The organism is Burkholderia ambifaria AMMD (assembly GCF_000203915.1).
GTDB classification, from domain to species: Bacteria; Pseudomonadota; Gammaproteobacteria; order Burkholderiales; family Burkholderiaceae; genus Burkholderia; species Burkholderia ambifaria.
Map to the genome: position 1 here is coordinate 2,568,923 of NC_008391.1, position 23,201 is coordinate 2,592,123.

At 67.9% G+C, this 23,201-nt stretch carries 20 protein-coding genes and 1 riboswitch; of the genes, 18 read left to right on the forward strand and 2 right to left on the reverse strand.

Going from position 1 to position 23,201, the window contains the following annotated elements; all coding sequences use genetic code 11:
- Nucleotides 1-39: 39 nt before the first annotated feature.
- The 5 genes from andAc (at nucleotide 40) to BAMB_RS27445 (ending at nucleotide 4,842) form a co-directional block, all read left to right on the forward strand.
- Nucleotides 40-1,329, forward strand: coding sequence for an anthranilate 1,2-dioxygenase large subunit AndAc (gene andAc / locus BAMB_RS27425; protein ID WP_041491608.1), 1,290 nt, complete (start codon nucleotides 40-42; stop codon nucleotides 1,327-1,329).
- Complete coding sequence (gene andAd, locus BAMB_RS27430; protein ID WP_011660415.1) at nucleotides 1,326-1,814, forward strand: anthranilate 1,2-dioxygenase small subunit AndAd; 489 nt, start codon at nucleotides 1,326-1,328, stop codon at nucleotides 1,812-1,814. Before andAc ends, andAd begins: the two co-directional genes overlap by 4 nt.
- 17 nt (nucleotides 1,815-1,831) lie before the next feature.
- Nucleotides 1,832-2,158: an anthranilate 1,2-dioxygenase ferredoxin subunit AndAb gene (gene andAb / locus BAMB_RS27435; RefSeq protein WP_006756593.1), complete on the forward strand. Its 327-nt coding sequence runs from the start codon at nucleotides 1,832-1,834 to the stop codon at nucleotides 2,156-2,158.
- A complete protein-coding gene (gene andAa / locus BAMB_RS27440) occupies nucleotides 2,148-3,368 on the forward strand; it encodes an anthranilate 1,2-dioxygenase system ferredoxin--NAD(+) reductase (RefSeq protein WP_011660416.1) in 1,221 nt (406 codons plus the stop codon). Before andAb ends, andAa begins: the two co-directional genes overlap by 11 nt.
- A 187-nt stretch (nucleotides 3,369-3,555) precedes the next feature.
- Nucleotides 3,556-4,842, forward strand: coding sequence for a DUF445 domain-containing protein (locus BAMB_RS27445; protein WP_041491609.1), 1,287 nt, complete (start codon nucleotides 3,556-3,558; stop codon nucleotides 4,840-4,842).
- A gap of 51 nt (nucleotides 4,843-4,893) precedes the next feature.
- On the opposite strand, the gene BAMB_RS27450 is transcribed toward BAMB_RS27445, so the two are convergent.
- Together BAMB_RS27450 and BAMB_RS27455 are read right to left on the reverse strand one after the other, a co-directional pair.
- On the reverse strand, nucleotides 4,894-5,193 hold the full coding sequence (locus BAMB_RS27450; protein WP_006750245.1) for an addiction module antidote protein: 300 nt from the start codon (nucleotides 5,191-5,193) through the stop codon (nucleotides 4,894-4,896).
- A 3-nt stretch (nucleotides 5,194-5,196) separates the two neighbouring features.
- Entirely contained in the window at nucleotides 5,197-5,514 is a 318-nt protein-coding gene (locus BAMB_RS27455; protein WP_321572861.1) for a type II toxin-antitoxin system RelE/ParE family toxin, read from the reverse strand.
- A 324-nt stretch (nucleotides 5,515-5,838) separates the two neighbouring features.
- Between BAMB_RS27455 and BAMB_RS27460 the strand changes: the two genes are divergently transcribed.
- The 13 genes from BAMB_RS27460 (at nucleotide 5,839) to BAMB_RS27520 (ending at nucleotide 23,188) form a co-directional block, all read left to right on the forward strand.
- Nucleotides 5,839-7,479 carry an acetolactate synthase large subunit gene (locus BAMB_RS27460; RefSeq protein WP_011660419.1) on the forward strand — a complete coding sequence of 547 codons (1,641 nt, stop codon included), beginning with the start codon at nucleotides 5,839-5,841 and terminating at the stop codon, nucleotides 7,477-7,479.
- A gap of 28 nt (nucleotides 7,480-7,507) precedes the next feature.
- Entirely contained in the window at nucleotides 7,508-8,941 is a 1,434-nt protein-coding gene (locus BAMB_RS27465; RefSeq protein WP_011660420.1) for an aldehyde dehydrogenase family protein, read from the forward strand.
- 243 nt (nucleotides 8,942-9,184) lie between these two features.
- Nucleotides 9,185-10,768, forward strand: coding sequence for a Na+/H+ antiporter (locus tag BAMB_RS27470; protein ID WP_011660421.1), 1,584 nt, complete (start codon nucleotides 9,185-9,187; stop codon nucleotides 10,766-10,768).
- Nucleotides 10,769-11,343: 575 nt separating this feature from the next.
- Nucleotides 11,344-12,477, forward strand: a complete 1,134-nt coding sequence (locus BAMB_RS27475; RefSeq protein WP_011660422.1) for a hybrid sensor histidine kinase/response regulator — start codon at nucleotides 11,344-11,346, stop codon at nucleotides 12,475-12,477.
- Nucleotides 12,478-12,597: 120 nt separating this feature from the next.
- A complete protein-coding gene (locus BAMB_RS27480; RefSeq protein ID WP_011660423.1) occupies nucleotides 12,598-14,274 on the forward strand; it encodes a methyl-accepting chemotaxis protein in 1,677 nt (558 codons plus the stop codon).
- A complete protein-coding gene (locus BAMB_RS27485; protein WP_011660424.1) occupies nucleotides 14,271-14,783 on the forward strand; it encodes a chemotaxis protein CheW in 513 nt (170 codons plus the stop codon). The genes BAMB_RS27480 and BAMB_RS27485 overlap by 4 nt, the downstream gene beginning before the upstream one ends.
- Nucleotides 14,780-16,342, forward strand: coding sequence for a CheR family methyltransferase (locus tag BAMB_RS27490; RefSeq protein WP_011660425.1), 1,563 nt, complete (start codon nucleotides 14,780-14,782; stop codon nucleotides 16,340-16,342). The genes BAMB_RS27485 and BAMB_RS27490 overlap by 4 nt, the downstream gene beginning before the upstream one ends.
- A 45-nt stretch (nucleotides 16,343-16,387) precedes the next feature.
- Entirely contained in the window at nucleotides 16,388-17,095 is a 708-nt protein-coding gene (locus BAMB_RS27495; protein ID WP_041491611.1) for a chemotaxis protein CheW, read from the forward strand.
- Nucleotides 17,092-19,401 carry a hybrid sensor histidine kinase/response regulator gene (locus tag BAMB_RS27500; protein ID WP_011660427.1) on the forward strand — a complete coding sequence of 770 codons (2,310 nt, stop codon included), beginning with the start codon at nucleotides 17,092-17,094 and terminating at the stop codon, nucleotides 19,399-19,401. The genes BAMB_RS27495 and BAMB_RS27500 overlap by 4 nt, the downstream gene beginning before the upstream one ends.
- Nucleotides 19,398-20,417: a chemotaxis response regulator protein-glutamate methylesterase gene (cheB, locus tag BAMB_RS27505; protein ID WP_011660428.1), complete on the forward strand. Its 1,020-nt coding sequence runs from the start codon at nucleotides 19,398-19,400 to the stop codon at nucleotides 20,415-20,417. The genes BAMB_RS27500 and cheB overlap by 4 nt, the downstream gene beginning before the upstream one ends.
- Before the next feature lie 59 nt (nucleotides 20,418-20,476).
- A riboswitch (Fluoride riboswitch) is annotated at nucleotides 20,477-20,580 on the forward strand.
- A 79-nt stretch (nucleotides 20,581-20,659) separates the two neighbouring features.
- The gene (locus BAMB_RS27510; RefSeq protein ID WP_011660429.1) at nucleotides 20,660-21,901 is read left to right on the forward strand and encodes a voltage-gated chloride channel family protein; all 1,242 of its coding nucleotides are present in this window, start codon (nucleotides 20,660-20,662) and stop codon (nucleotides 21,899-21,901) included.
- Between the two features lie 76 nt (nucleotides 21,902-21,977).
- On the forward strand, nucleotides 21,978-22,610 hold the full coding sequence (locus BAMB_RS27515; protein ID WP_227739357.1) for a shikimate kinase: 633 nt from the start codon (nucleotides 21,978-21,980) through the stop codon (nucleotides 22,608-22,610).
- The gene (locus BAMB_RS27520; RefSeq protein WP_011660431.1) at nucleotides 22,607-23,188 is read left to right on the forward strand and encodes a hypothetical protein; all 582 of its coding nucleotides are present in this window, start codon (nucleotides 22,607-22,609) and stop codon (nucleotides 23,186-23,188) included. The genes BAMB_RS27515 and BAMB_RS27520 overlap by 4 nt, the downstream gene beginning before the upstream one ends.
- Nucleotides 23,189-23,201: the final 13 nt, after the last annotated feature.

Consider the following 23,201-nt stretch of genomic DNA (forward strand, 5'->3'; position numbering starts at 1 on the left):
GCCATGCAATCAACGAAACGGAACCACAAGGAGTCCGACATGGAGCAGACAGAATCGCCCGTCGTATTCGCCGCGCGTGACGACGCGTCCGATGTGCGTTTTCCGCACGACGACGGCTCGCGCGTGCCCTATAAGGTGTTCAGCTCACGCGCGGTCTACGATCGCGAGCAGGAACGCATCTTCCGCGGGCCCACTTGGAACTTCGTCGCGCTGGAAGCGGAAATCCCGAAGGCCGGCGACTTCAAGAGCACGTTCGTCGGCGATACGCCGGTCGTCGTCACGCGCACCGAGGACGGCACGCTGTCCGCGTGGGTGAACCGCTGCGCGCACCGCGGCGCGCAGGTCTGCCGCAAGTCGCGCGGCAACGCGAGCTCGCACACGTGCGTGTACCACCAGTGGAGCTTCGACAACCAGGGCAACCTGCTCGGCGTGCCGTTCCGGCGCGGCCAGAAGGGGATGACCGGGATGCCGGCCGACTTCGACCCGAAGCAGCACGGGCTGCGCAAGCTGCGCGTCGACAGCTATCGCGGGCTCGTGTTCGCCACCTTCAGCGATGAAGTGATGCCGCTGCCGGATTATCTCGGCGAGCAGATGCGGCCGTGGATCGACCGAATCTTCCACAAGCCGATCGAGTATCTCGGCTGCACGAGACAGTATTCGAAGTCGAACTGGAAGCTGTACATGGAGAACGTGAAGGACCCGTATCACGCGAGCATGCTGCATCTGTTCCATACGACCTTCAACATCTTCCGTGTCGGGATGAAGGCTCGCTCGATTCCGGATGCGAATCACGGGCTGCACAGCATCATCACGGTGACGAAGACGGGCGACGACACGTCGGCCGCGTACAAGCAGCAGAACATCCGCTCGTTCGACGAGGGCTTCCATCTGGAAGACGAGTCGATCCTCGATCTCGTGTCCGAATACGACGAGGACTGCACGAACCATATCCAGCCGATCTTCCCGCAGCTCGTGATCCAGCAGATCCACAACACGCTGGTCGCGCGCCAGATCCTGCCGAAGGGGCCGGACAACTTCGAGCTGATCTTTCACTTCTTCGGCTACGCGGACGACACGCCCGAGCTGCGCGCGCTGCGCATCAAGCAGGCGAACCTGGTCGGGCCGGCCGGCTACATCTCGATGGAGGACACCGAGGCGACCGAGCTCGTGCAGCGCGGCACGGTGCGCGACGCCGATGCGACGTCGGTGATCGAGATGTCGCGCGGCAATCCGGACCAGCAGGACACGGTGATCACCGAAAGCCTGATCCGCAAGTTCTGGGTCGGCTACCAGAAGCTGATGGGCTATCGAAGCGGGAGCGCGGAATGATGGAAAACCTGACGGAAGACATGAAGACGTGGTTCGAGATTTACATGCTCCAGAACCGCTACATCGGCCACCTCGACAACGACCGGCTCGAACACTGGCCGGAAATGTTCACCGAGGATTGCACGTACGAGATCGTGCCGAAGGAGAACGCGGATCTCGGGCTGCCGGTCGGGATCGTCCATTGCACGAACCAGCGGATGCTGCGCGATCGCGTGGTGTCGCTGCGGCACGCGAACATCTATGAAGAGCACACGTACCGGCACATGACATCGGGTCTCACGATCGTCGCGCAGCGCGACGGCGAGATCGACACCGAGAGCAACTACGTGGTCGTGCAGACGCGCAGCAACGGCGAATCGAACGTGTACCAGGCCGGCAAGTACTACGACACGGTCGTGCGCACGCCCGACGGGCTGCGCTACAAGACCAAGCGCGTGATCTACGACACGTCGCGCGTGCAGACGCTACTCGCGACGCCGATCTGACAGCCAAGGAAACCGACATGACCGAAGCTACGCTCGCCGAATGGCATCCGCTGGGCGCATTCGACGAATTCTCCGAAGACGAACCGGCGGCGCGCGTCGCCGGCCAGAAGCCGATCGCGGTGTTCCGGATCGGCGACGAACTGTTCGCGATGCACGACCTCTGTTCCCATGGTCACGCGCGCCTGTCCGAAGGCTATGTGGAGGACGGCTGCGTCGAGTGTCCGCTGCATCAGGGGCTCATCGACATTCGCACGGGTGCGCCGAAATGCGCGCCGATCACCGAGCCGGTGCGGACCTATCCGATCCGGATCGTCGACGGGCAGGTGGAAGTCAATGTCGACTGACCCGTTCGTGATCGTCGGCGCCGGCCACGCGGCGCGGCGCACGGTCGAGGCGCTGCGCGCGCGCGACGCCGATGCGCGCATCGTGATGATCGGCGCGGAGCGCGAGTTGCCGTACGACCGGCCCGCGCTGTCGAAGGACGCGCTGCTGAGCGACGGCGGCGAACAGCGAGCGTTCATTCGCGATGCCGCGTGGTACGACGCGCAGCGCGTCGAGCTGCGGCTCGGCACGCGCGTCGAGGCGATCGAACGCGATGCGCGGCGTGTGCGGCTCGACGACGGCGCGACGTTGCCGTACGCACGGCTCGTGCTCGCGACGGGTTCGCGGGTGCGTGCGTTCGGCGGTCCGGTCGACGAAGGCGTCGTTCCTCATTACGTGCGCACCGTTGCCGACGCGCGTGCGTTGCGGGCGCAACTCGCGCCCGGGCGTCGCGTGGCGGTGCTCGGCGGCGGCTTCATCGGCCTGGAAGTGGCGGCCGCGGCGCGCCAGCGCGGCTGCGACGTGACGGTGATCGACCCGGCGCCGCGCTTGCTGCAGCGTGCGTTGCCGGAAGTCGTCGGTGCGTATGCGCGGCAACTGCATGACGCGCACGGCGTGAAGTTTCAGATGACGACGCTGCCGAGTGCGATTCGCCGCGCGGCGGGCGGCGGTGCGATCGTCGAGACCGATCGCGGCGACGTGCCGGCCGATATCGTCGTGGTCGGGATCGGCGTGGTGCCCAACGTCGAGCTTGCGCAGGCGGCCGGCCTCGAGGTCGACAACGGGATCCGTGTCGATGCGGGCTGCCGCACGGCCGATCACGCGATCTTCGCGGCGGGCGAGGTGACGATGCACTTCAATCCGCTGCTCGGGCGTCACGTGCGGATCGAGTCGTGGCAAGTCGCGGAAAACCAGCCGGCCATCGCGGCCGCGAACCTGCTCGGCGCGGACGAAACCTATGCCGAGCTGCCGTGGCTGTGGTCCGATCAGTACGACTGCAACCTGCAGATGCTCGGCCTGTTCGGCAGCGAACGCACGACCGTCGTGCGCGGCGATCCGGCGAGCGGGCCGTTCACGGTGTTCGGGCTGGGCGACGATGGCAGGATCGTCGCGGTGGCCGCGGCGAACCTCGGGCGCGACATCGGCGCGTCGCGCCGGCTGATCGCGGCAGGGGCGGTGCCCGACCCGGTGAAGCTCGCCGACCCGGCGGTGAACCTGAAGACGTTCCTCTGACGCAGCGCGCGAACGCGGCCCGAGTGGCCGGGTTCGCGTCGGTGGCCGGCGTCTGCCGGCGGGCGGCCGGAAAGTCGATCGAAGGAATGCCTTCCGGGCAACCGTCCCGGCGCGCGCGATGCGCGCGGGTTTGTCGTGGGCCGGCGATCGGTGCATATTAACGGCATTGCCGTTTCACCGGTCGCCCATGACGCCAGACAAAGCCCTCGAACTGAAGCGCAGCAAGCGCCGCGCGTTATGGCTGCTGCTCGCCGCCGTCGCGGTGTTCGTCACGACGATCCTGCTGCCGCGCGGCCCGTGGGTCGACGGTATCAAGGCGGTAGCCGAGGCCGCGATGGTCGGCGCGCTGGCCGACTGGTTCGCGGTCGTCGCGCTGTTCCGGCGCGTGCCGATCCCGTTCGTGTCGCGCCACACCGAGATCATTCCGAAGAACAAGGACAAGATCGCCGACAACCTCGCGGTGTTCGTGCGCGAGAAATTCCTCGGCCCCGACGCGCTCGCCGCGCAGATTCGCCAGCACGATCCTGCCAGCAAGCTCGGCGCATGGCTCGGCGAACCGGCGAACACCGACGCGCTCGGCGGCTACGTGACGAAGCTGATGAGCTTCGCGCTCGACATGACCGACGATGCGCGGATCCAGTCGTTCGTCCGCGATGCGTTCCGCGCGGTGATCGACCGGATCGACCTGTCGCAATCGGCCGGCGTGATTCTCGACACGCTGACGAAGGACGGCCGGCACCAGGCACTGCTCGACGACGCGATCGAACAGGTGGTCGACGTGCTCGACAAGGAGGAGAACCGCGAGGTGATCGCGGGTTTCATCGTCGAATGGCTGAAGACGCAATATCCGAAGGTCGAGAAGATCATGCCGACGCAGTGGTTCGGCGAGAACGGCGCGCGCATGCTGGCGGGCGCGGTGAGCCGCGTGCTCGAAGGGGTGGCGGCCGACCCCGAACACGAGCTGCGGCAGCGCTTCGACCGCACGGTCGTGCGGCTGACCGAGCGGCTGAAGCATGATCCCGTGTTCATCGCGAAGGGGGACGAGATCAAGCGCTACATCCGCGACGGCGACGCGTTCAACGACTATGCGCGCGATCTGTGGGATCAGTTGCGCGCGTGGCTGAAGGCCGATCTCGCGCGCCCGGATTCGTCGCTGCACCGGCAGGCCGCGACGCTGGGCGGCTGGCTCGGCGCGCGGCTCGCGGAAAGCCCGGCGCTGCGCGCGTCGATGAACGAGCATATCGAGAAGGCCGTGCACGAGATCGCACCGGATTTCGCGGATTTCCTGATGCGTCATATCCGCGATACGGTTCGCAACTGGGATGCGCGAGAAATGTCGCGGCAGATCGAGCTGAACATCGGCAAGGACCTGCAGTACATCCGCATCAACGGCACGCTGGTCGGCGGGCTGATCGGGCTCGGGCTGTACGTGGTGTCCCTGGTGCCGCATTGGGCCGGCGGATGGCTGCATTGACGTGGCCGTTGCCGCCATCGTGCACATGGCGCGCCTTCGCGCGCCGGCGACTCACGCGTGCGCCTTCGCGCCGTGCAGTTGCAGGCCGAGCGCCTTGATCACTTTCAGGATCGTGCCGAAGCTCGGATTGCCGTCGTGCGACAGCGCCTTGTACAGCCCTTCGCGCGACAGGCCCGCGTCGCGCGCGACCTGCGACATGCCGCGCGCGCGGGCGATCACGCCGAGCGCATGCGCGATGAAGGCCGGGTCGTCGCCGGCTTCCTGCAGACAGGCCTCGAAATAGTCGGCCATGTCGTCGTCGGTTTTCAGGTGTTCGGCCGAATCCCACGGCCGGGTCTTGATCTTGTCCATCGATCACTCCAGGTCGAGCCGCGCGAGCATCGCGTGCGCGGCGCGGATGCCCGCCCGTTGCGTCGACTTGTCGCCGCCGCAGAGCAGGATCACCCATATCGTTCCGCGCCTGACGTAGTAGACGCGATAGCCGGGCCCGTGATCGACACGCATTTCGACGACGGGAGAGCCGGCGGATTTCCAGTCGCCCGGATTGCCCATCGACAGACGGTCGATGCGCGCCTGGATGCGCCGCTTCGCGACGCGATCCTGCAGGCCGGCAAACCACGCGTCGAAGACGTCGGTGGTCCGGATACTGAATGCAGGTGCACTGTATGGCATGAATGGCAGCATGTCAACCATGGTTCACAGATTCGATGAATGGAATTCGGTTGCCTCCACAGTAGGGCCGCGCGCGCCGTTTGACGTCGAATTGGCCGTCAGGCCGATCCTGCCGCGAGGCCAGCCTCGGCCATTCGGTCGAAGTCGGGATTGCGCGAATCCGTCTACAATCGAAAACGTCCTTGTCGACCGCGCGTGCTTGCCGCGCGCGTGCCGTGTCGTGGTTTGTGTCCAGTAGGTAAAGCGTCCGCGTGCCGTAGGCCGGCGCGCGTTCTGAACGTCGCGCGCCCGTAAGCCGGGCAGGCGGCATAACCGAGAGTCCCCATGAAAGCATCGGATCTGTTTGTGAAGTCGCTGGAAGCCGAAGGCGTCGAGTATGTATTCGGCATTCCCGGCGAGGAAAACCTCGATCTGCTCGAATCGCTGCGGCGCTCGAAGATCAAGCTCGTGCTGACCCGGCACGAGCAGGCGGCCGGCTTCATGGCCGCCACCTACGGCCGCCTGACGGGCCGCACGGGCGTGTGTCTCGCGACGCTCGGGCCGGGTGCGACCAACTTCGTGACGGCCGCCGCGTATGCGCAGCTCGGCGGCATGCCGATGCTGATGATCACCGGGCAGAAGCCGATCAAGTCCAGCAAGCAGGGCCACTTCCAGATCGTCGACGTCGTCGACATGATGCAGCCGCTGACGAAATTCACGCGGCAGATCGTGTCGATCGGCAACATTCCGTCGGCGGTGCGCGAGGCGTTTCGGCGCGCGGAGGAGGAGCGTCCGGGCGCCGCCCACCTCGAGCTGCCGGAGGACATCGCGCATGAGGAGGGCGACGGCAAGCCGATCCCGCGCAGCTACAGCCGGCGGCCGATCGCCGAGGAGAAGGCGGTCGCGCACGCGATCGACGCAATCCAGGCCGCGCGCCATCCGCTGTTGATGATCGGTGCGGGCGGCAACCGCAAGACGACCTGCAAGATGCTGCTCGAATTCGTCGACAAGACGGGCATCCCGTTCTTCACGACGCAGATGGGCAAGGGCGTGATCGACGAAACGCATCCGCTGTGGCTCGGCAACGCGACGCTGTCGGACGGCGACTTCGTGCATCGCGCGATCGAGCATGCGGACTGCATCATCAACGTCGGCCACGACGTGATCGAGAAGCCGCCGTTCTTCATGCGCGCGGACGACAAAACGGTGATCCACGTGAACTTCCTCGGCGCGCAGGTCGATCCCGTCTATTTCCCGCAGATCGAGGTGGTCGGTGACATCGCGAACGCGGTGTGGCAGATGAAGGAATCGGTCACGCGCCAGCCGCACTGGGATTTCGAGCGCTTCACGATGATCAAGGAGCATTTCGACGCGCACCTGCAGAAGGGCCAGCACGACCCGCGCTTCCCGATGTATCCGGTGCGGATCGTGAACGACCTGTACAACGCGTTGCCGGTGGACGGCATCGTCTGCCTCGACAACGGGATGTACAAGATCTGGTTCGCGCGCTACTGGCGTGCGCACGAACCGAACTCGCTGCTGCTCGACAACGCGCTTGCGTCGATGGGCGCGGGCCTGCCGTCGGCGATCGCGACGAAGATCGTGCATCCGCAGCGCAAGGTGATCGCCGTGTGCGGCGACGGCGGCTTCATGATGAATTCGCAGGAACTCGAAACGGCCGTGCGGCTGAAGCTCGACCTTGTCGTGATGATCCTGCGCGACGATGCGTTCGGGATGATCCGCTGGAAGCAGGAGAACATGAATTTCCCCGATTTCGCGATGACGCTGAAAAATCCCGATTTCGTGTCGTATGCGCAGAGCTATGGCGCGCATGGGCATCGAGTCGAAGCGGCCGACGATCTCGAGCCGCTGCTGCGCGACTGCTTCGCGACGCCGGGTGTGCACGTGATCGACGTGCCGATCGACTATTCGGACAACGAGCGCGTGCTCAACCGCGAAATCAAGCGCCTGTCGGCGCAACTCTGAATCCGCAGTTCACCGGAAGGAGCGTTCCATGTTGAAGGATACCTATCCGTATTACCTGGCCAACGAAGCCGTCTATGCGAACACCGATCTCGACGTGACCGACAAGTTCAGCGGCAAGGTCGCGACGCGCGTCGCGCTCGCCGACGCGAAGGCGATCGACGCGGCCATCGGCGCGGCGGTCGATGCCGCGAAGCCGATGCGCGAGTTGCCGGCCTACAAGCGGCAGGCGGTGCTGGATCACTGCGTCGCGCGCTTTCGCGAGCGTTTCGACGAGCTGGCCGAGGCGCTGTGCATCGAGGCCGGCAAGCCGATCAACGATTCGAAGGGCGAAGTGACGCGGCTGATCGATACGTTCCGCGTCGCGTCGGAGGAGTCGGTGCGCATCGACGGCGAAGTGATCAACCTCGAGATCTCGGCGCGCGCGCAAGGCTACACGGGCTATACGCGGCGCGTGCCGATCGGCCCGTGCTCGTTCATCTCGCCGTTCAACTTCCCGCTGAACCTCGCCGCGCACAAGGTCGCCCCCGCGCTGGCGGCCGGCTGCCCGTTCGTGCTGAAGCCCGCGAGCCGCACGCCGATCGGCGCGCTGATCATCGGCGAGGTGCTCGCGGAAACCGACCTGCCGAAGGGCGCGTTCTCGGTGCTGCCCGCGCATCGCGACGGCGCGGATCTGTTCACAACCGACGAGCGCTTCAAGCTGCTGTCGTTCACGGGCTCGCCGGCCGTCGGCTGGGCGCTGAAGGAGAAGGCCGGCAAGAAGAAAGTCGTGCTCGAACTCGGCGGCAACGCGGCGGCGATCGTCGATGCGGATCAGCACGACCAGCTCGACTACGTGGTCGAGCGTCTCGCGTTCGGCGCGTATTACCAGTCGGGCCAGAGCTGTATCGGCGTGCAGCGCATCCTCGTGCATGCCGATCTGTACGACGCGCTGCGCGACAAGCTGATCGCGAAGACGCGTTCGCTGAAGATGGGCGATCCGAAGGATCCGTCGACGTTCGTCGGCCCGATGATCTCCGAATCCGAATCGCGCCGGCTGTCCGGCTGGATGGATGCGGCCGTCGCGGCGGGCGCGAAGATCGTCGCGGGCGGTAAGGTCGACGGCGCGATGTTCGAGGCGACGCTGCTGGAAAACGTCGGCCGCGAGCAGGACCTGTACCGCAAGGAGGCGTTCGGCCCGGTCGCGATCCTCGAGAAGTTCGACCGCTTCGACGATGCGCTCGCGCGCGTGAACGACAGCGACTTCGGGCTGCAGGCCGGCGTGTTCACCGATTCGCTCGCGCATGCGCAGCGCGCGTGGGACGAGCTGGAGGTGGGCGGCGTCGTGATCAACGACGTGCCGTCGTTCCGGGTCGACAACATGCCGTATGGCGGCGTGAAGGATTCCGGCCTCGGCCGCGAAGGGATCCGCTATGCGATCGAGGACATGACCGAGCCGCGGCTGATGGTCGTGCGGCGCCGCTAGCGCGATCGCAGGCGGCAAGGCGGCACGCGGGCGGGCGATCGCGGGATCGCGCCGGCCGCGTGCCGTTTTTCATTTCGACACCCCGCGGCGATTCCCCGCCGTGTGGTATCGAAGCGGCACCGTGCGCCGCGCCTGCCGAACGCGCTCGACTGCCGGCATCGCATCGTGATGTAATCGCGCGAAATGGCCAACCAGGGTACGACACCGGTTGGCGTGCGCATTCATTCTTCACGAGGTCGATTCATGTCCCCCGTCTCGGCGTTCAAGCTGGTTCTGTTGTCGTTTCTCGCGATCGTCGCGCTCGAATGCATCGCCAAGCGGTTGCGGTTGCCGCCTGCGGCCGCGCTGCTGATCGGCGGCATCGGCATCGCGTTCATTCCTGGTCTGCCGCCGATCAACCTCGATCCGGAGCTCGTGCTGCTCGTGTTCCTGCCGCCGCTGCTGATGGACGGCGCGTATTTCTCCGTATGGGAGGAGTTCAAGCGCAACGTCGGCGGCATCCTGATGCTCGCGATCGGCGCGGTGGTGTTCACGACATTCGCGGTCGGTTTTGCCGTGCACTGGGTCGTGCCGTCGCTGCCGTGGGCCGCATGCTTCGCGCTGGGCGCGATCGTGTCGCCGCCCGACGCGGTGGCCGCGAAGGCGGTGCTCGAACGCGTCGCGCTGCCGCGCCGGCTGATGGTGCTGCTCGAAGGGGAAAGCCTGTTGAACGACGCGGCCGGCCTGGTGCTGTTCCGCTTCGCGGTCGCCGCCGCGCTGACGGGCGCGTTCAGTTTCGAGCACGCGGTCGTGCGCTTCGCGGAGCTCGGGCTCGGCGGCGTCGTGGTCGGCTACCTGGTCGGTAAGCTCGTCGTGTGGTTCCTGAAGCTGCTCGACGACGACTATCTGGTGATTACTGTCGCGGTGATCGCCGGCTGGATCGCATACATCGCGGGCGAGATGGTCGAGGTGTCGGGCGTGATCGCGACCGTGACGGCCGGCATGATCGTCGGCTGGCATCAGCACGAGGTGTTTTCGGCCGCCGTGCGCACGCGCGGCACCGCGTTCTGGCAGGTCATCGTGTTCCTGCTCGAGGCGATGGTGTTCGTGCTGATCGGGCTGTCGCTGCGCGGCGCGATCCACCGGCTCGGCGGTTTCGAGCAGGTGCTCGCCACGATGGTGCCGCCGGTGCTCGCGGTGCTGGCGGCGGTGGTCGTGTCGCGCTTCGTGTGGATCTACGCGGTCGAGGCGCTGAAGCTGCCGGTGCGCGGGATCATGAGGCGCGGTTTCGCGCCCGACTGGAAGGCCGCGACGATCATGAGCTGGGCCGGGATGCGCGGGGTCGTGACGCTGGCGATCGCGTTGTCGTTGCCGGAGGCGATGCCGGGCCGAGACGTGATCCTGGTCGCGTCGTTCGCGGTGATCCTCGTCACCGTGCTGCTGCAGGGCACGACCATCGGGCCGCTGATCCGGCTGCTGCGCCTGCCTCCGCACGAAGCGCGCGCCGCGCATCACCTGACCGAGCCGATGGCATGGGCGCATATCGAGGCGGCGCAGCTCGCGGCGATCCAGCCGCTGGTGCGCGACGAGCGCGGCAACGTGATTCACCCGCGCCTGCTGGAGCAATACACGTATCGCGCGCAGCTGACCGAGCGGGCGAAGAACGAGCCGGCGTATCCGGCGGAGGTGCGCACCGCGCACTACGACGTCGTGCTGGCCGCGATCAAGGCCGGACGTGCGGAATTGTTGCGCCTGCATCGTTCGGGGCGCATCCACGACGAGATGCTGCACATGCTCGAGCGGGATCTCGATCTGCAGGAAGTGTCCGCGCAGCACGCGCGCGGGTAGGCTGCCGCGCGCGTGCTGCGCACGGCGCACGCCACACGCCACACGCCGTCGGCGTGGGCGTGGGCGTGGGCGTGGGCGTCGCGATTGCGATTGCGGTTGCCGGTGCCGGTTCCGGCCGGCCGGCCGCCCGGCCACGCCCCGGGCATTCGCGTCGCGGCCAATCCGGTCACGGCGCGCTACTTTTCCCCTCCATTTCCCCCGATTCCGTCGGATCGGAATCCGGCCCCAATACCACCAACACGCAAGCCTTGCAGCACATGCAAGCCTCGTGGCATCGGCCTCGCAAACGTTATCGTGTTTCGCGTCCGGAAATGATCTGATTTAACTGAATCCCTCTCTTTCACCATATTTGGCAAAACTAAACCGGAAGGAGATAGATGCTGTGTTCTAATTTCATTTAGAATCAGCCGGTTATCTTTATTGAGAGAAAGCACGCGGAGGTAATACGACCGTCGTCGGGGGAAAATCGGCGCTCGGATCCCCGTGAGGCAATGCCGACAGGCCAGGTCGGCGACAACAAGCGGATTTCTCGACCGCTAAATTAAGATGGCGTCCAAGTCGGATAAACAACTCCTATGAAAGAATCAATTGGAGATTTGGCGTTTGAAACGGTATTTATGAAAGAATCGAGCGGTGAAAATGCGCCGGATTGTCTCGAATCGGGGCTATCGGTTCTGCTCGTCGACGATCAGCCGTTCGTCGGCGAGGTGATCCGCCGCGCGCTGCGCAGCGAGCACGATATCGACCTGCATGTGTGCACCGACGCACACCGGGCGATGGCGGTCGCGCGCGATGTGAAGCCGACGGTCATCCTGCAGGATCTGGTGATGCCGGAAATCGACGGCCTCGACCTCGTTCGCGCGTGGCGCGCGGACGCCGGCACCGCACGCGTGCCGATCATCGTGCTGTCGGCGAAAGAGGAGCCGATCGTCAAGCGCGAGGCGTTCATCGCCGGCGCGAACGACTATCTCGTCAAGCTCCCGGACGCGATGGAGCTGACCGCGCGCATCCGCTATCACTCGAATTCGTACCTGATGTCGCGGCAGCGCGACGAAGCGCTGGATTTCCTGTCGCACGACATGCGCTCGCCGCAGACGTCGATCCTCGCATTGCTCGAGGTTTACCGCACCGAGCACGGCGACATGCCGGCGATCATGGAGCGCATTGCCGGCCATGCACGGCGCGCGCTGGCGCTGGCCGACGGCTTCATCCATCTGACCCGCGCGCAATCGGAACGCCGCGCGCACGAGGTGCTGAGTCTGAACGAGATCGTGCTCGACGCCGTCGATCAGCTGTGGGAAAGGGCGGCCGGCTTCGGCAGCCGCGTCGTGGCCCACGTGCCCGACACCGAGTGCGTGACGATGGGCGACCGCATGATGCTCACGCGCGCGGTCGCGAACCTGATCGACAACGCGCTGAAATACGGTCCGGCCGGCACGGACGTGCATTGCACGCTGGGCGACGACGACGGCGCGTGGCTGATCGGCGTCGAGGACGCCGGCAATGGCATCGCGCCCGAGCAGCGCACGGCCGCGACCGAGTCGTTCGTGCGGCTCGAATCCGTGCATGGCGCGGCGCGCAGCGGCTTCGGCCTCGGGCTTGCATTCGTGCGCGCGACGGCCGCGCGGCATCGCGGTCAGATCCTGATGCGTAATACGGCGCGCGGCTTCATGGTCGCGCTCCGGCTGCCGGCGCAAGCGGACCGGTGATTTCGCGGCGCGGCCCCCCGGTGCCGTGCCGCCCGCAGACGATGCGCTCGTGGCGCGCCGTGCGGCGTGCAGGCGGGCGCGGTTTTTTTTAACGCTGATTTTAGAAAGCCCATAACGAACATGGCCACCGTGACGCCCCGCGCGACCAATGAAAGTCTGCATCCGACGATCGGCGCTGGCCGGCTGACGCTCGGCAACCGCATCCTGCTCAGCTTCGGCGTGCTGTTCGTGCTGATGCTGGTGACCGCCGGCGTGTCCTACGAGCGTCTGCATGCGATCAACACCGAAGCCGTCAGCATCGAACGCGACTCGCTGCCCGGCGTCTATCTCGCGGCGTCGCTGCGCGGCTCGGTCAACGAATCGTTCGCCATGCTGCAGCAGGCGACGTTCGTCGATACCGATCCCGAACTCGTGCAGCGCGATTTCGCGAAGATCTCCGAGGCGCTCAAGGAAGTCGAGTCGTTGTCGGTCGACTACCAGAACACGACGTTCCGCGATGACGACCGGCAGCGTTTCTCGACGTTCCGCGGTTCCTACGACCGCTACGTGCCGCTGCTCAACGATGCGATCCAGAAGAGCCGCGTGTCGCGCGAGGAAGCCGTCGCAGCCTACGCGCGGACGCTGCCCGCATGGACCGAAGTCGTGCGCAACGCGAATATCCTGGTGCAGGAGAACCGCAAGTTCGCCGACACTTCCGCGAAGCTGATTCGCCAGTCCGTGCAGGACACCGAGGTCGTGCTCGCGCTGGCGCTGGGCCTCGTGCTGCTGTCCGCGCTCGCGCTCGGCTACGGGCTGTTCCGCGCGGTCACCGTGCCGATGGCGCGGCTCGTGGAAGTGCACGACGTGATGCGCACCGGCAACCTGACGCGCCGCCTCGATCTGCGCCGTCATGATGAGTTCGGCACGCTGGAAACGGGCTTCAACCGGATGGCCGACGAACTGACCGAGCTCGTCGCGCGCGCGCAGCAGTCGTCGCTGCAGGTGACGACGTCGGTGGCCGAAATCGCGGCGACGTCGCGCGAGCAGCAGGCGACCGCCAACGAAACCGCGGCGACGACGACCGAGATCGGCGCGACGTCGCGCGAGATCTTCGCGACCTCGCGCGACCTGCTGCGCACGATGAACGAGGTGGCCGGCGTGGCCGAGCAGTCGGCGACGCTCGCGGGCGCGAGCCAGAGCGGCCTCACGCGGATGGGCGAGACGATGCGCAGCGTGATGGACGCGGCCGGTTCGGTGAACGCGAAGCTCGCGATCCTCAACGAGAAGGCGTTGAACATCAACCAGGTCGTCGCGACGATCACCAAGGTGGCCGACCAGACCAACCTGCTGTCGCTGAACGCGGCGATCGAGGCCGAGAAGGCCGGCGAGTACGGCCGCGGCTTCGCGGTCGTCGCGACCGAGATCCGCCGCCTCGCCGACCAGACGGCGGTCGCGACCTACGACATCGAGCAGACGGTGAAGGAGATCCAGTCGGCGGTGTCGGCGGGCGTGATGGGGATGGACAAGTTCTCCGAGGAAGTGCGCCGCGGGATGCTCGACGTGCAGCAGGTCGGCGGGCAGCTGTCGCAGATCATCGCCGAGGTGCAGACGCTCTCGCCGCGCTTCCAGATGGTCAACGAAGGGATGCAGACGCAGGCGAACGGCGCTGAGCAGATCACGCAGGCGCTGTCGCAGCTGTCGGAAGCCGCACAGCAGACGGCCGAATCGCTGCGCCAGTCGTCGCAGGCGATCGATGACCTGACGCTGGTCGCGAACCAGTTGCGCACCAGCGTGTCGCGCTTCAAGGTCGACGCGTGACGCGCGCCGAGTCGCACGGCGGCGCGCATGCGCTGTTCCTGATGTTCGAGCTCGACAGCGAGCGCTATGCGCTCGACGCGGCCGACATCGACGAAGTGTTGCCGCTCGCGACCACCAAGGCCGTGCCCGGCGCGCCCGACTGGATCGCCGGGCTGCTGATGCGGGGCGGTCAGCCGGTGCCCGTGATCGACGTGCCGATGCTGGCGCTCGGGCGGCGCGCGCATGCGCTGCGTTCGACGCGGCTGGTGATGGTGCGCTACCGCGTCGAGCCGCTCGATCGCGAGCGCGTGATCGGCCTGATCGTCGAGCGCGCGACGCAGACGCTGCGAATCGATCGCGCGGCGTTCCGCGCCAGCGGCGTGTCGACCGCGCGCACGCGCTGGCTCGGGCACGTCGCGAACACGCCCGACGGAATCGTGCAGCAGGTGTCGGTATCCGACCTGATCGACGACGTTGCGCGCCTGTATCTGTTCGACGGCCTGCCGGGCCACGGAGGGGAGTCCGCATGAAAGAATCCGATTCGCGATTTCGCGGCTGGCTGCTGCGCGAGACCGGCATCGACCCCGATTCGCTCGGCAACGATTTCCTGAGTCGCGCGCTGACCGAGCGCATCCACGCGTTGCAGGGCGACGGCGAGCGGCTGCCGTCGGCGGCGCGGCCGGCCGTCACGCCAGAGGCGCTCGACGCCTACTGGCAGCAGCTCAACGCGTCGGCCGACGAACGGCGCGCGCTGATCGAGCTGTTCGTCGTGCCGGAGACGTGGTTCTTCCGCGATCGCGAGGCATTCGCGACGCTCGCGCGGCTTGCGCTCGAACGGCTTGCCGCGACGCCCGGGCGCGTGATCCGCGTGCTGAGCGCGCCGTGCTCGACCGGCGAGGAGCCGTATTCGGCGGCGATGGCGCTGCTCGACGCCGGGCTCGATCCGGCCAGCTTCATGATCGATGCGCTCGACCTGAGCGTGCGCGCGATCGAACAGGCGCGGCTCGGCTGCTACGGACGCAATGCGTTTCGCGGCACGGCGACCGAGTTCCGCGCGCGCTACTTCACGCCGGCCGCCGACGGCTGGCTGCTCGACGAGCGCGTGCGTGCGCGCGTCCAGTTTCGCCAGGCGAACCTGATCGAACCGGGCGTCGATACGGGCATTCGCTACGATTTCGTGTTCTGCCGCAACGTGCTGATTTACTTCGACCGCGACGCGCAGGACCGCGTGATCGGTTCGCTCGACAGCTGGCTCGCCGACGACGGGATGCTGTTCGTCGGTCCGGCCGAAACGGGTGTCGCGATGCGGCACGGGTTGCGTTCGGCGCGCGTGCCGCTGGCGTTCGCGTTTCATCGCGATGGTGGCGGCGCGGCGGTGGGGGCGGCGGCGGACGCGAGCGCGGCGCGGTATGCGGCACCGACGCCCGTGGTTGCGCCGTACCGGCGTGCCGAGCGCTTGACGGTGGCGCCGCCCGCCGCGGCGCGCCCGCTGCTGGCCGTCGTGCCGCCGACGTGGAGCGGTAACGCGTCGTCGCCCGCGGCGCTTGCGCCGGCCGAGCGCCGGACGGCGTTCGAGCCGTTGGCCGACATGCGCGCCGGCTCGCTGACCGCCGCAGCCACCGCAGCCACCGCAGGCCATGCAGCCCATGCAGCCAGCGCGACCAACGCGGCCAGCGCGGCCAACGCGGCCAACGCAACCACCGCAGCCCACGCAGCCAGCGCAGCAAGCGCAGCCAAAGCAGCAAACGCCGCCAACGCAGCCCTGCCACCACCACCCGCCGACATCGCCACCCCAACGCTCGAGGAAGCACAGGCGCTGGCCAACGCGGGTGCGTTCGACGAGGCCGAGCGCGTGCTCGCGCGATTCTCCGCGCACGCCGGGCCGCACGCGGACGCGTTCTACCTGAACGGGCTGATCGCGGATGCGTGCGGGCGTGTCGCGGAAGCGGGCGACTTCTACCGGAAGGCGCTGTATCTGCGGCCGACGCACCACGAAGCGCTGACGCATCTCGCGACCTTGCTCGACGTCGGTGGCGATGGCGCCGGCGCGCAATGGCTGCTCGAGCGTGCGCGGCGCGCGGCAGGGTGATGAGGATACGGGTTGGGAGCCGACATCGGGATGACCGAGGAAAGAATGAACCGCGACGCCGTTGCCACTGACGACACGACGATCGGCGTCGACGATTGCTGGAACCGGATCGGCACGCGCGGCGACCGCTCGTGCGAGCGGCTGGCCGACTGCCTGCGCTGCCTGAACTGCCCGGTGTACGCGTATCACGCGGCGAAACTGCTTGAGCGCCCGCTCGGCGCGGCCGAGATGGCCGACGCCACCCGGCGGATCAGCACGTTCGACGCGACCGGCGCGCACGGCGCCGACGATACGCGCCAGGCGGCGCTGGCGTTTCGCGTCGCCGACGAATGGCTCGCGCTGCCGATCGGCGTGCTGCGCGAGATCGCCGGCACGCGCCGGATCCATTCGCTGCCGTATCGCCGCCATTCGGCCGTGCGCGGCGTGGTCAACATTCGCGGCACGCTGCGCATCGCGATCTCGATCGGCGCGCTGCTCGGCCTCGAGGCGGGCAACAGCGGCGGCAGCAGCGGCGGCGACGGCCGGTTCACACGACTGCTGGTCGCCGCGCACCAGGGCGAGCCGGTGGTGTTTCCGGTCGACGAAGTCGAGGGCGTGCTGCGCTTCGGCGCATCCGAATGGGTGCCCGTGCCGGCGACGGTCGGGCGCGCGAGCGCCGGCCTGTCGCGCGGCGTGCTGTCGTGGCGCGGCAAGTCGGTGGGCCTGCTCGACGACGACCGGCTGTTCGACGCCGTCACACGGAGCATGCGATGAGCGGCGATGACGATCTGAGCCACCTGTCGCTGCTCGAGCTGTATCGCGAGGAGACGCGCACGCAAACCCAGGCGCTGTCCGAACGCCTGCTCGCGCTCGAATCGGGCGAGCCCGATTCCGTCGCGCTCGAGGCGTGCATGCGCGCCGCGCATTCGCTGAAGGGCGCCGCACGCATCGTCGGCGTGCCGCTCGGCGTCGAGATCGCGGGGCGGATGGAAGAATGCTTCGTCGCCGCGCAGGCCGGCACCATCGCACTGACGGCCACGCATGTCGACGTGCTGCTCGCCGGCGTCGACCTGCTGGTGCGCGTCGCCGATCCGCAGGCGCCGCCCGTGTCGTCGACGGAGATCGACGCGTTCGCGCTGGCGCTCACGGGCGCCGACGGCGCGCACGCGATGCCGGCACCGACCTTCGCGCCGCCGCCGGCGCCGCCGTCCAGCGTGCCGTTTCGCGATCACGACGGCGCCGCGAACGAGCCCGTGGGGGCCGGCGCCGCGGTGCCGCCGCTCGCCCTGTCGGCGGCGGTGCCCGATCCGGTCCCGGCGGGACGTGCGGCCGGCGCGGGCGCGATGCGCCGCGTGCGGGCCGATACGCTGAACCGGCTGCTGAGCCTGTCCGGCGAGTCGCTCGTCGAATCGCGCTGGCTCAAGCCGTTCGCGGAATCGATGCTGCGCGTGAAGCGTGCGCAGCGCGACGCGGCCCGCTCGCTCGATCTGTTGTACGAACGGTTCGCCGACGAGCTCGATGCGGGCGTGCTCGCGTCGGTCAACGAAGTGCGGCACATGCTCAACGACGTACAGCGTTCGCTTGCCGAGCGCATGGAAGAATTCGACCGCTTCGAGCGCCGCAGCACGCACATCGCCGAGCAACTGTACGACGAGGCGCTTCAATGCCGGATGCGCCCGTTCGGCGACGCGACGCGCGCGTATCCGCGCATCGTCCGCGATCTCGCGCGCTCGCTCGGCAAGCAGGTGCGCTTCTCGATCGTCGGCGAAGGCACGCAGGTCGACCGCGACATCCTCGACCTGCTCGACGCGCCGCTCGGCCACCTGCTGCGCAACGCGATCGATCACGGCGTCGACTCGCCCGATGCGCGTCGCGCGCGCGGCAAGCCGGCCGAGGCGAGCGTGACGCTCGAAGCGCGACACAGCGCCGGCTCGCTGCTCGTCAGCGTGATCGACGACGGGCCGGGCGTCGACATGGACGCGCTGCGCGCGGCGGTCGTGCGCCAGCGCCTGACCGACGACGAGACGGCCGCGCGGCTGTCCGATCCGGAACTGCTCGAATTCCTGCTGCTGCCGGGCTTCTCGATGCGCGATGCGGTGACCGACGTGTCGGGACGCGGCGTCGGCCTCGATGCGGTGCAGGAAATGGTGCGCGGCGTGCGCGGCGCGGTGCGCATCTTCAACGAGCCCGGCGCGGGCATGCGCTTCGTGCTGCAGCTGCCGCTCACGCTGTCGGTGATCCGCAGCCTGCTGGTGGAGGTCGGCGGCGAGCCGTACGCGTTCCCGCTCGCGCACGTGCGCCGCACGCTCGAACTGTCGCACGACGACATCGACGTGCTCGAAGGACAGCCGCATTTTCCGTTCGACGGCCGGCGTGCGGGCCTCGTCGGCGCGCACCAGCTGCTCGATGCGGGGGAGCCCGCCGTCACGCGCACGAGCACGGCGGTCGTGGTCGTCGGCGGCGAGCCCGAGCTGTACGGCGTCGCCGTCGACCGCTTCCTCGGCGAACGGATGCTCGTCGTGCAGCCGCTCGACAGCCGCCTGCAGAAGATCCAGAACATCGCGGCCGGTGCGTTGCTCGAGAACGGCGACCCGGTGCTGATCGTCGATGTCGAGGATCTGATCCGCTCCGTCGACAAGCTCGTGCGCGGCGGCCAGCTCGCGAAACTCACGCGCGATCCGCAGCTCGCACGGGCCGACCGGCGCCGCCGCGTGCTCGTCGTCGACGATTCGCTGACGGTGCGCGAGCTCGAACGCAAGCTGCTGGAAAAGCGCGGCTACGACGTGACCGTCGCGGTCGACGGGATGGACGGCTGGAACGCGGTGCGCAGCGATGCGTTCGACCTGGTCGTCACCGACGTCGACATGCCGCGCATGGACGGGATCGAGCTCGTCACGCTGATCAGGAGCGATCCGGCGCTCAAGCGGGTGCCCGTGATGATCGTGTCGTACAAGGATCGCGACGAGGATCGCCGGCGCGGGCTCGATGCCGGCGCCGACTACTATCTCGCGAAGAGCAGTTTCCACGACGAGGCGCTGCTCGATGCGGTGCACGACCTGATCGGCGGGGCACGCGGATGAACATCGGGATCGTCAACGATCTGCCGCTTGCCGTCGAGGCGCTGCGCCGCGTGATCGCGCGGCGCAGCGATCACCGCGTGCTGTGGGTGGCCACCGACGGCGACGAGGCCGTGGATTTCTGCGTCGCGCATCCGCCCGACCTCGTGCTGATGGACCTCGTGATGCCGAAGCTCGACGGCGTGGCCGCGACGCGGCAGATCATGGCGCGCGCGCCGTGCGCGATCCTGATCGTGACCGCGAGCGTCAGCGCGAACACGTCGTCGGTCTACGAGGCGATGGGCGCCGGCGCGCTCGACGCGGTCGACACGCCGACGCTCGCGCTCGGCCTGCCGTCGGATGCCGCGCCGCAGCCGCTGCTCGCGAAGATCGACCAGATCGGCCGGCTGCTCGAAAGCCGGACCGCGACGCTCGTGCCGCCCGTGCCGGCGCCCGCGCGCGGCCAGCCGACGCTGATCGCGATCGGCGCGTCGGCGGGTGGGCCGACCGCGCTCACCGCGCTGCTGCGCGCGCTGCCGGCCGATTTTCCGGCCGCGCTCGTGATCGTGCAGCATGTCGACCAGGCGTTCGCGCTCGGCATGGCGGAGTGGCTCGACGGCTATACACGGCTGCCCGTGCGCGTCGCGCGGCCGGGCAGCGTGCCGCAGGCGGGCGAGGTGCTGCTCGCGGCGTCCAACGACCACCTGTGCCTGTCGCCGCGCGGCGTGCTCGGCTATACGCGGCATCCGGCCGAGACGCCGTACCGGCCGTCGATCGACGTGTTCTTCAACAGCGTCGCCGACGGCTGGCAGGGCGACGCGCTCGGCGTGCTGCTGACCGGGATGGGGCGCGACGGCGCGCTGGGACTGAAGGCGATGCGCGCGAAGGGCTGCTACACGATCGCGCAGGACGAGGCGACGAGCGCGGTCTACGGGATGCCGAAGGCGGCCGCGGCGATCGGCGCGGCGTCCGCGATCCTGCCGCTCGACCGGATCGCGCCGCAGCTGATCTCGCGCGTGACGCGCGTGCCGCTCGACTGACGGTGCGCGGCGGCCCGGCCGGGCCGCATTGCGTGCGATGTGCGGCATCGCGTACAATCGCCGCCAGCGGAGATGGCATGCCTCCCTGCGGTCGATCCCGGCGCCTCGCGTGCGGTTCGGCCCTCAACCGCCGGTTCGCCCGGCTGATGATGCCTGCGTGTTCCTGGGTCGTCAGGAGGTCGCAGGCCGTCCATGCGGTATTCTGCCGCCCAGGTTTTGATGTCCTGTCGAATCTGGAAATCATGTTTTTCTCGACTTCTGCCGATTTTTTCGCGACCGTGCGCTACGTGTGCCGCTGGCTCGCGCTCTCGGCCTTGCTCGGCGCGCTGGCCGGCACGGCTTCCGCGTTGTTCCTGCTCGCGCTCGACTGGGCGACCGGCACGCGCGTCGCGCATCCGTGGCTGTTGTGGGGGCTGCCGGCCGCCGGCTTCGCGACCGGCTGGGTCTACCACCGGTTCGGCCAGTCGGTCGCGCGCGGCAACAACCTGCTGATCGACGAGATTCACGACCCGAAGGCGCTCGTGCCGAAGCGGATGGCGCCGCTCGTGCTCGTCGCGACTGTCGTCACGCACCTGTTCGGCGGCTCGGCCGGGCGCGAGGGGACGGCCGTGCAGATGGGCGGCGCGCTCGCCGATCGCGTCACGCACCTGTTCCGGCTCGATCGCGAACATCGGCGCGTGCTGCTGATGGGCGGCATCGCGGCCGGGTTCTCGTCGGTGTTCGGTACGCCGCTCGCGGGCGCCGTGTTCGGGCTCGAGGTGCTCGCGATCGGCCGCGTCCGGTACGACGCGCTGCTGACTTGCGTCGCGTCCGCGATCGTCGCGGACGTCGTGTGCCGCGCGTGGGGCGTGCATCACACCGTCTATGCGATTCCGTTCGTGCCGGCCGTGTCGGCGACGGGGCTGGCCGCGACGGTCGTCGCGGGTGTCGCGTTCGGCGTCGTCGGCCGGCTGTTCGCGTTCGCCACGCATGCGCTGACCGCGTGGTTCCGGCGCGTCGTCCGCCATGCGCCGCTGCAGCCGGTGCTCGGCGGCGCGATCGTGGCCGTGGCGGCCACCGTGCTGAACGTGCCGCAGTATCTCGGTCTCGGGATTCCGACGATCGAGGCCGCGTTTCACGGGCCGCTGCCGGCTTACGATTTCGCGGGCAAGTTCGTGTTCACCGTCGTCACGCTCGCGTCGGGATTCAAGGGCGGCGAAGTGACGCCGCTGTTCTACATCGGCGCGACGCTCGGCAACGCGCTCGGGCAGGTGCTGGCGCTACCGGTGCCGGTGCTCGCCGGGCTCGGCTTCGTCGCGGTGTTCGCGGGGGCGGCCAACACGCCGATCGCGTCCACGATCATGGCGATCGAACTGTTCGGCGCGGATGTCGGCGTGTATGCGATCGTGGCCTGCGTGGTCGCCTATCTGTTTTCCGGGCACGCGGGGATTTATCGCGCGCAGCGGGTGGCGGTGGGGAAGGGCGCGCAGGTGGAGGTGGAGTGATGCGGGCGCGGAAGGCAGATTCGTCGCCGCTCCTGCGGGAGCGCGATGCATGCGATGTCGGAGGGAGGGCCTGTCGTTGCTGGTACATCTGATCGGGCCGGGCGGCGCCGGCAAGACCACGGTCGGGGCGCTCGTCGCGGCGCGCCTGAACTGGCGGTGCCTCGACGTAGATCAATACTTCCTGGCGGCGCACGGGAGCATCGCCGACTTCATCCGGGACCGCGGCTATGTCGAATACGCCGCGCACAACGTCAGGCTGTACGAGCAACTCAAGCGCGGTACTTCGGTGCCCACGATCTGCGTGATGTCGTCTGGTTTCATGCTGTATCCGCCCGAGGTCGCGCCGGCCTATCCGGCGCTTCGCCGTGGCATCGAGGAGGACGGATACACCGCACTCCTGCTGCCTTCGTTCGATCTCGAACGCTGCGCGAAACTGGTCGTGGGCCGGCAAATGTCCCGGCCTTATCTGAATGCGAATGAAGACGACGAGATGCGCAAGATCCGCGATCGGTTCCCCGCGTTCATGCGCCTGAACTGCAAGCGGTTTGCGAGCGACGGCCCACCCGAACACGTGGCGGCCGACATCGAACGGTTTATCGTGGCGTCGATGCCATCGGGTGAACACGGTCCGTATCCGGTCGTGGTCGATCGCCCGACGCGCCCATGCGGTACCTGCGGCCCAAGAAGCGAGGAGAACGACATTCAATGACGCTGGAAGACTTTCTGATCGAAGCGCGGCGCCTCGCCAGGCCATCCCGTCAATACCGCTTCGCGGACGACGGCGAACCCGTCACCGGCTACTGGCACGGGGTCGACGCCGGCGCGTTGTGCATCTCCATCGAGCGTGACGGCATGTGGCTGAACGTGCATCTCGACGCAAGCGATGCGTCAGGCCACGTGGAAACTACTACGCAACCTGTCCGTTCAGACCGCCCGCTGTGCCGATCCGACGCGATGTCGCTGCCGCCGGTCGATGCGGTGTTCCGCTTTGGCTCCGCCGCGATCGGCGCCTACCTCGACGCGCATGGCTGGCAGCGCGACTGGGGATTCAACGACAACTTCGAGGGCACGGCCGCGCACGACTACGCGCGCGAGTGGATCGCGCAATGCCCGCTCTACACGGGCGGCGTGGTGGCCGTCGCGGGCGGGTGGAACATGCCGTGGCCCGACGACGGGGACGAGCCGGTCGATCTCGAACTCGTCCTCTGGACGTTCGAGGAATCGGAACCGTGGATCGAGGTGTTTTTCGACGGCAGCCGGTACTCGGTGATCCAGCGGATCACCTAGCACGCGGGTAATC

Excerpts from the sequence above, each read along its gene's own strand:
- BAMB_RS27495 (WP_041491611.1), top strand. The coding sequence starts at position 16,388 with ATGAACCGCGACGCCGTTGCCACTGACGACACGACGATCGGCGTCGAC.
- andAb (WP_006756593.1), top strand. The coding sequence starts at position 1,832 with ATGACCGAAGCTACGCTCGCCGAATGGCATCCGCTGGGCGCATTCGAC.
- BAMB_RS27450 (WP_006750245.1), bottom strand. The coding sequence starts at position 5,193 with ATGGACAAGATCAAGACCCGGCCGTGGGATTCGGCCGAACACCTGAAA.
- BAMB_RS27500 (WP_011660427.1), top strand. The coding sequence starts at position 17,092 with ATGAGCGGCGATGACGATCTGAGCCACCTGTCGCTGCTCGAGCTGTAT.
- BAMB_RS27460 (WP_011660419.1), top strand. The coding sequence starts at position 5,839 with ATGAAAGCATCGGATCTGTTTGTGAAGTCGCTGGAAGCCGAAGGCGTC.
- andAc (WP_041491608.1), top strand. The coding sequence starts at position 40 with ATGGAGCAGACAGAATCGCCCGTCGTATTCGCCGCGCGTGACGACGCG.
- BAMB_RS27470 (WP_011660421.1), top strand. The coding sequence starts at position 9,185 with ATGTCCCCCGTCTCGGCGTTCAAGCTGGTTCTGTTGTCGTTTCTCGCG.
- BAMB_RS27445 (WP_041491609.1), top strand. The coding sequence starts at position 3,556 with ATGACGCCAGACAAAGCCCTCGAACTGAAGCGCAGCAAGCGCCGCGCG.
- andAa (WP_011660416.1), top strand. The coding sequence starts at position 2,148 with ATGTCGACTGACCCGTTCGTGATCGTCGGCGCCGGCCACGCGGCGCGG.
- BAMB_RS27455 (WP_321572861.1), bottom strand. The coding sequence starts at position 5,514 with ATGCCATACAGTGCACCTGCATTCAGTATCCGGACCACCGACGTCTTC.
- BAMB_RS27480 (WP_011660423.1), top strand. The coding sequence starts at position 12,598 with ATGGCCACCGTGACGCCCCGCGCGACCAATGAAAGTCTGCATCCGACG.
- andAd (WP_011660415.1), top strand. The coding sequence starts at position 1,326 with ATGATGGAAAACCTGACGGAAGACATGAAGACGTGGTTCGAGATTTAC.
- cheB (WP_011660428.1), top strand. The coding sequence starts at position 19,398 with ATGAACATCGGGATCGTCAACGATCTGCCGCTTGCCGTCGAGGCGCTG.
- BAMB_RS27520 (WP_011660431.1), top strand. The coding sequence starts at position 22,607 with ATGACGCTGGAAGACTTTCTGATCGAAGCGCGGCGCCTCGCCAGGCCA.
- BAMB_RS27475 (WP_011660422.1), top strand. The coding sequence starts at position 11,344 with ATGAAAGAATCAATTGGAGATTTGGCGTTTGAAACGGTATTTATGAAA.
- BAMB_RS27490 (WP_011660425.1), top strand. The coding sequence starts at position 14,780 with ATGAAAGAATCCGATTCGCGATTTCGCGGCTGGCTGCTGCGCGAGACC.
- BAMB_RS27510 (WP_011660429.1), top strand. The coding sequence starts at position 20,660 with ATGTTTTTCTCGACTTCTGCCGATTTTTTCGCGACCGTGCGCTACGTG.
- BAMB_RS27465 (WP_011660420.1), top strand. The coding sequence starts at position 7,508 with ATGTTGAAGGATACCTATCCGTATTACCTGGCCAACGAAGCCGTCTAT.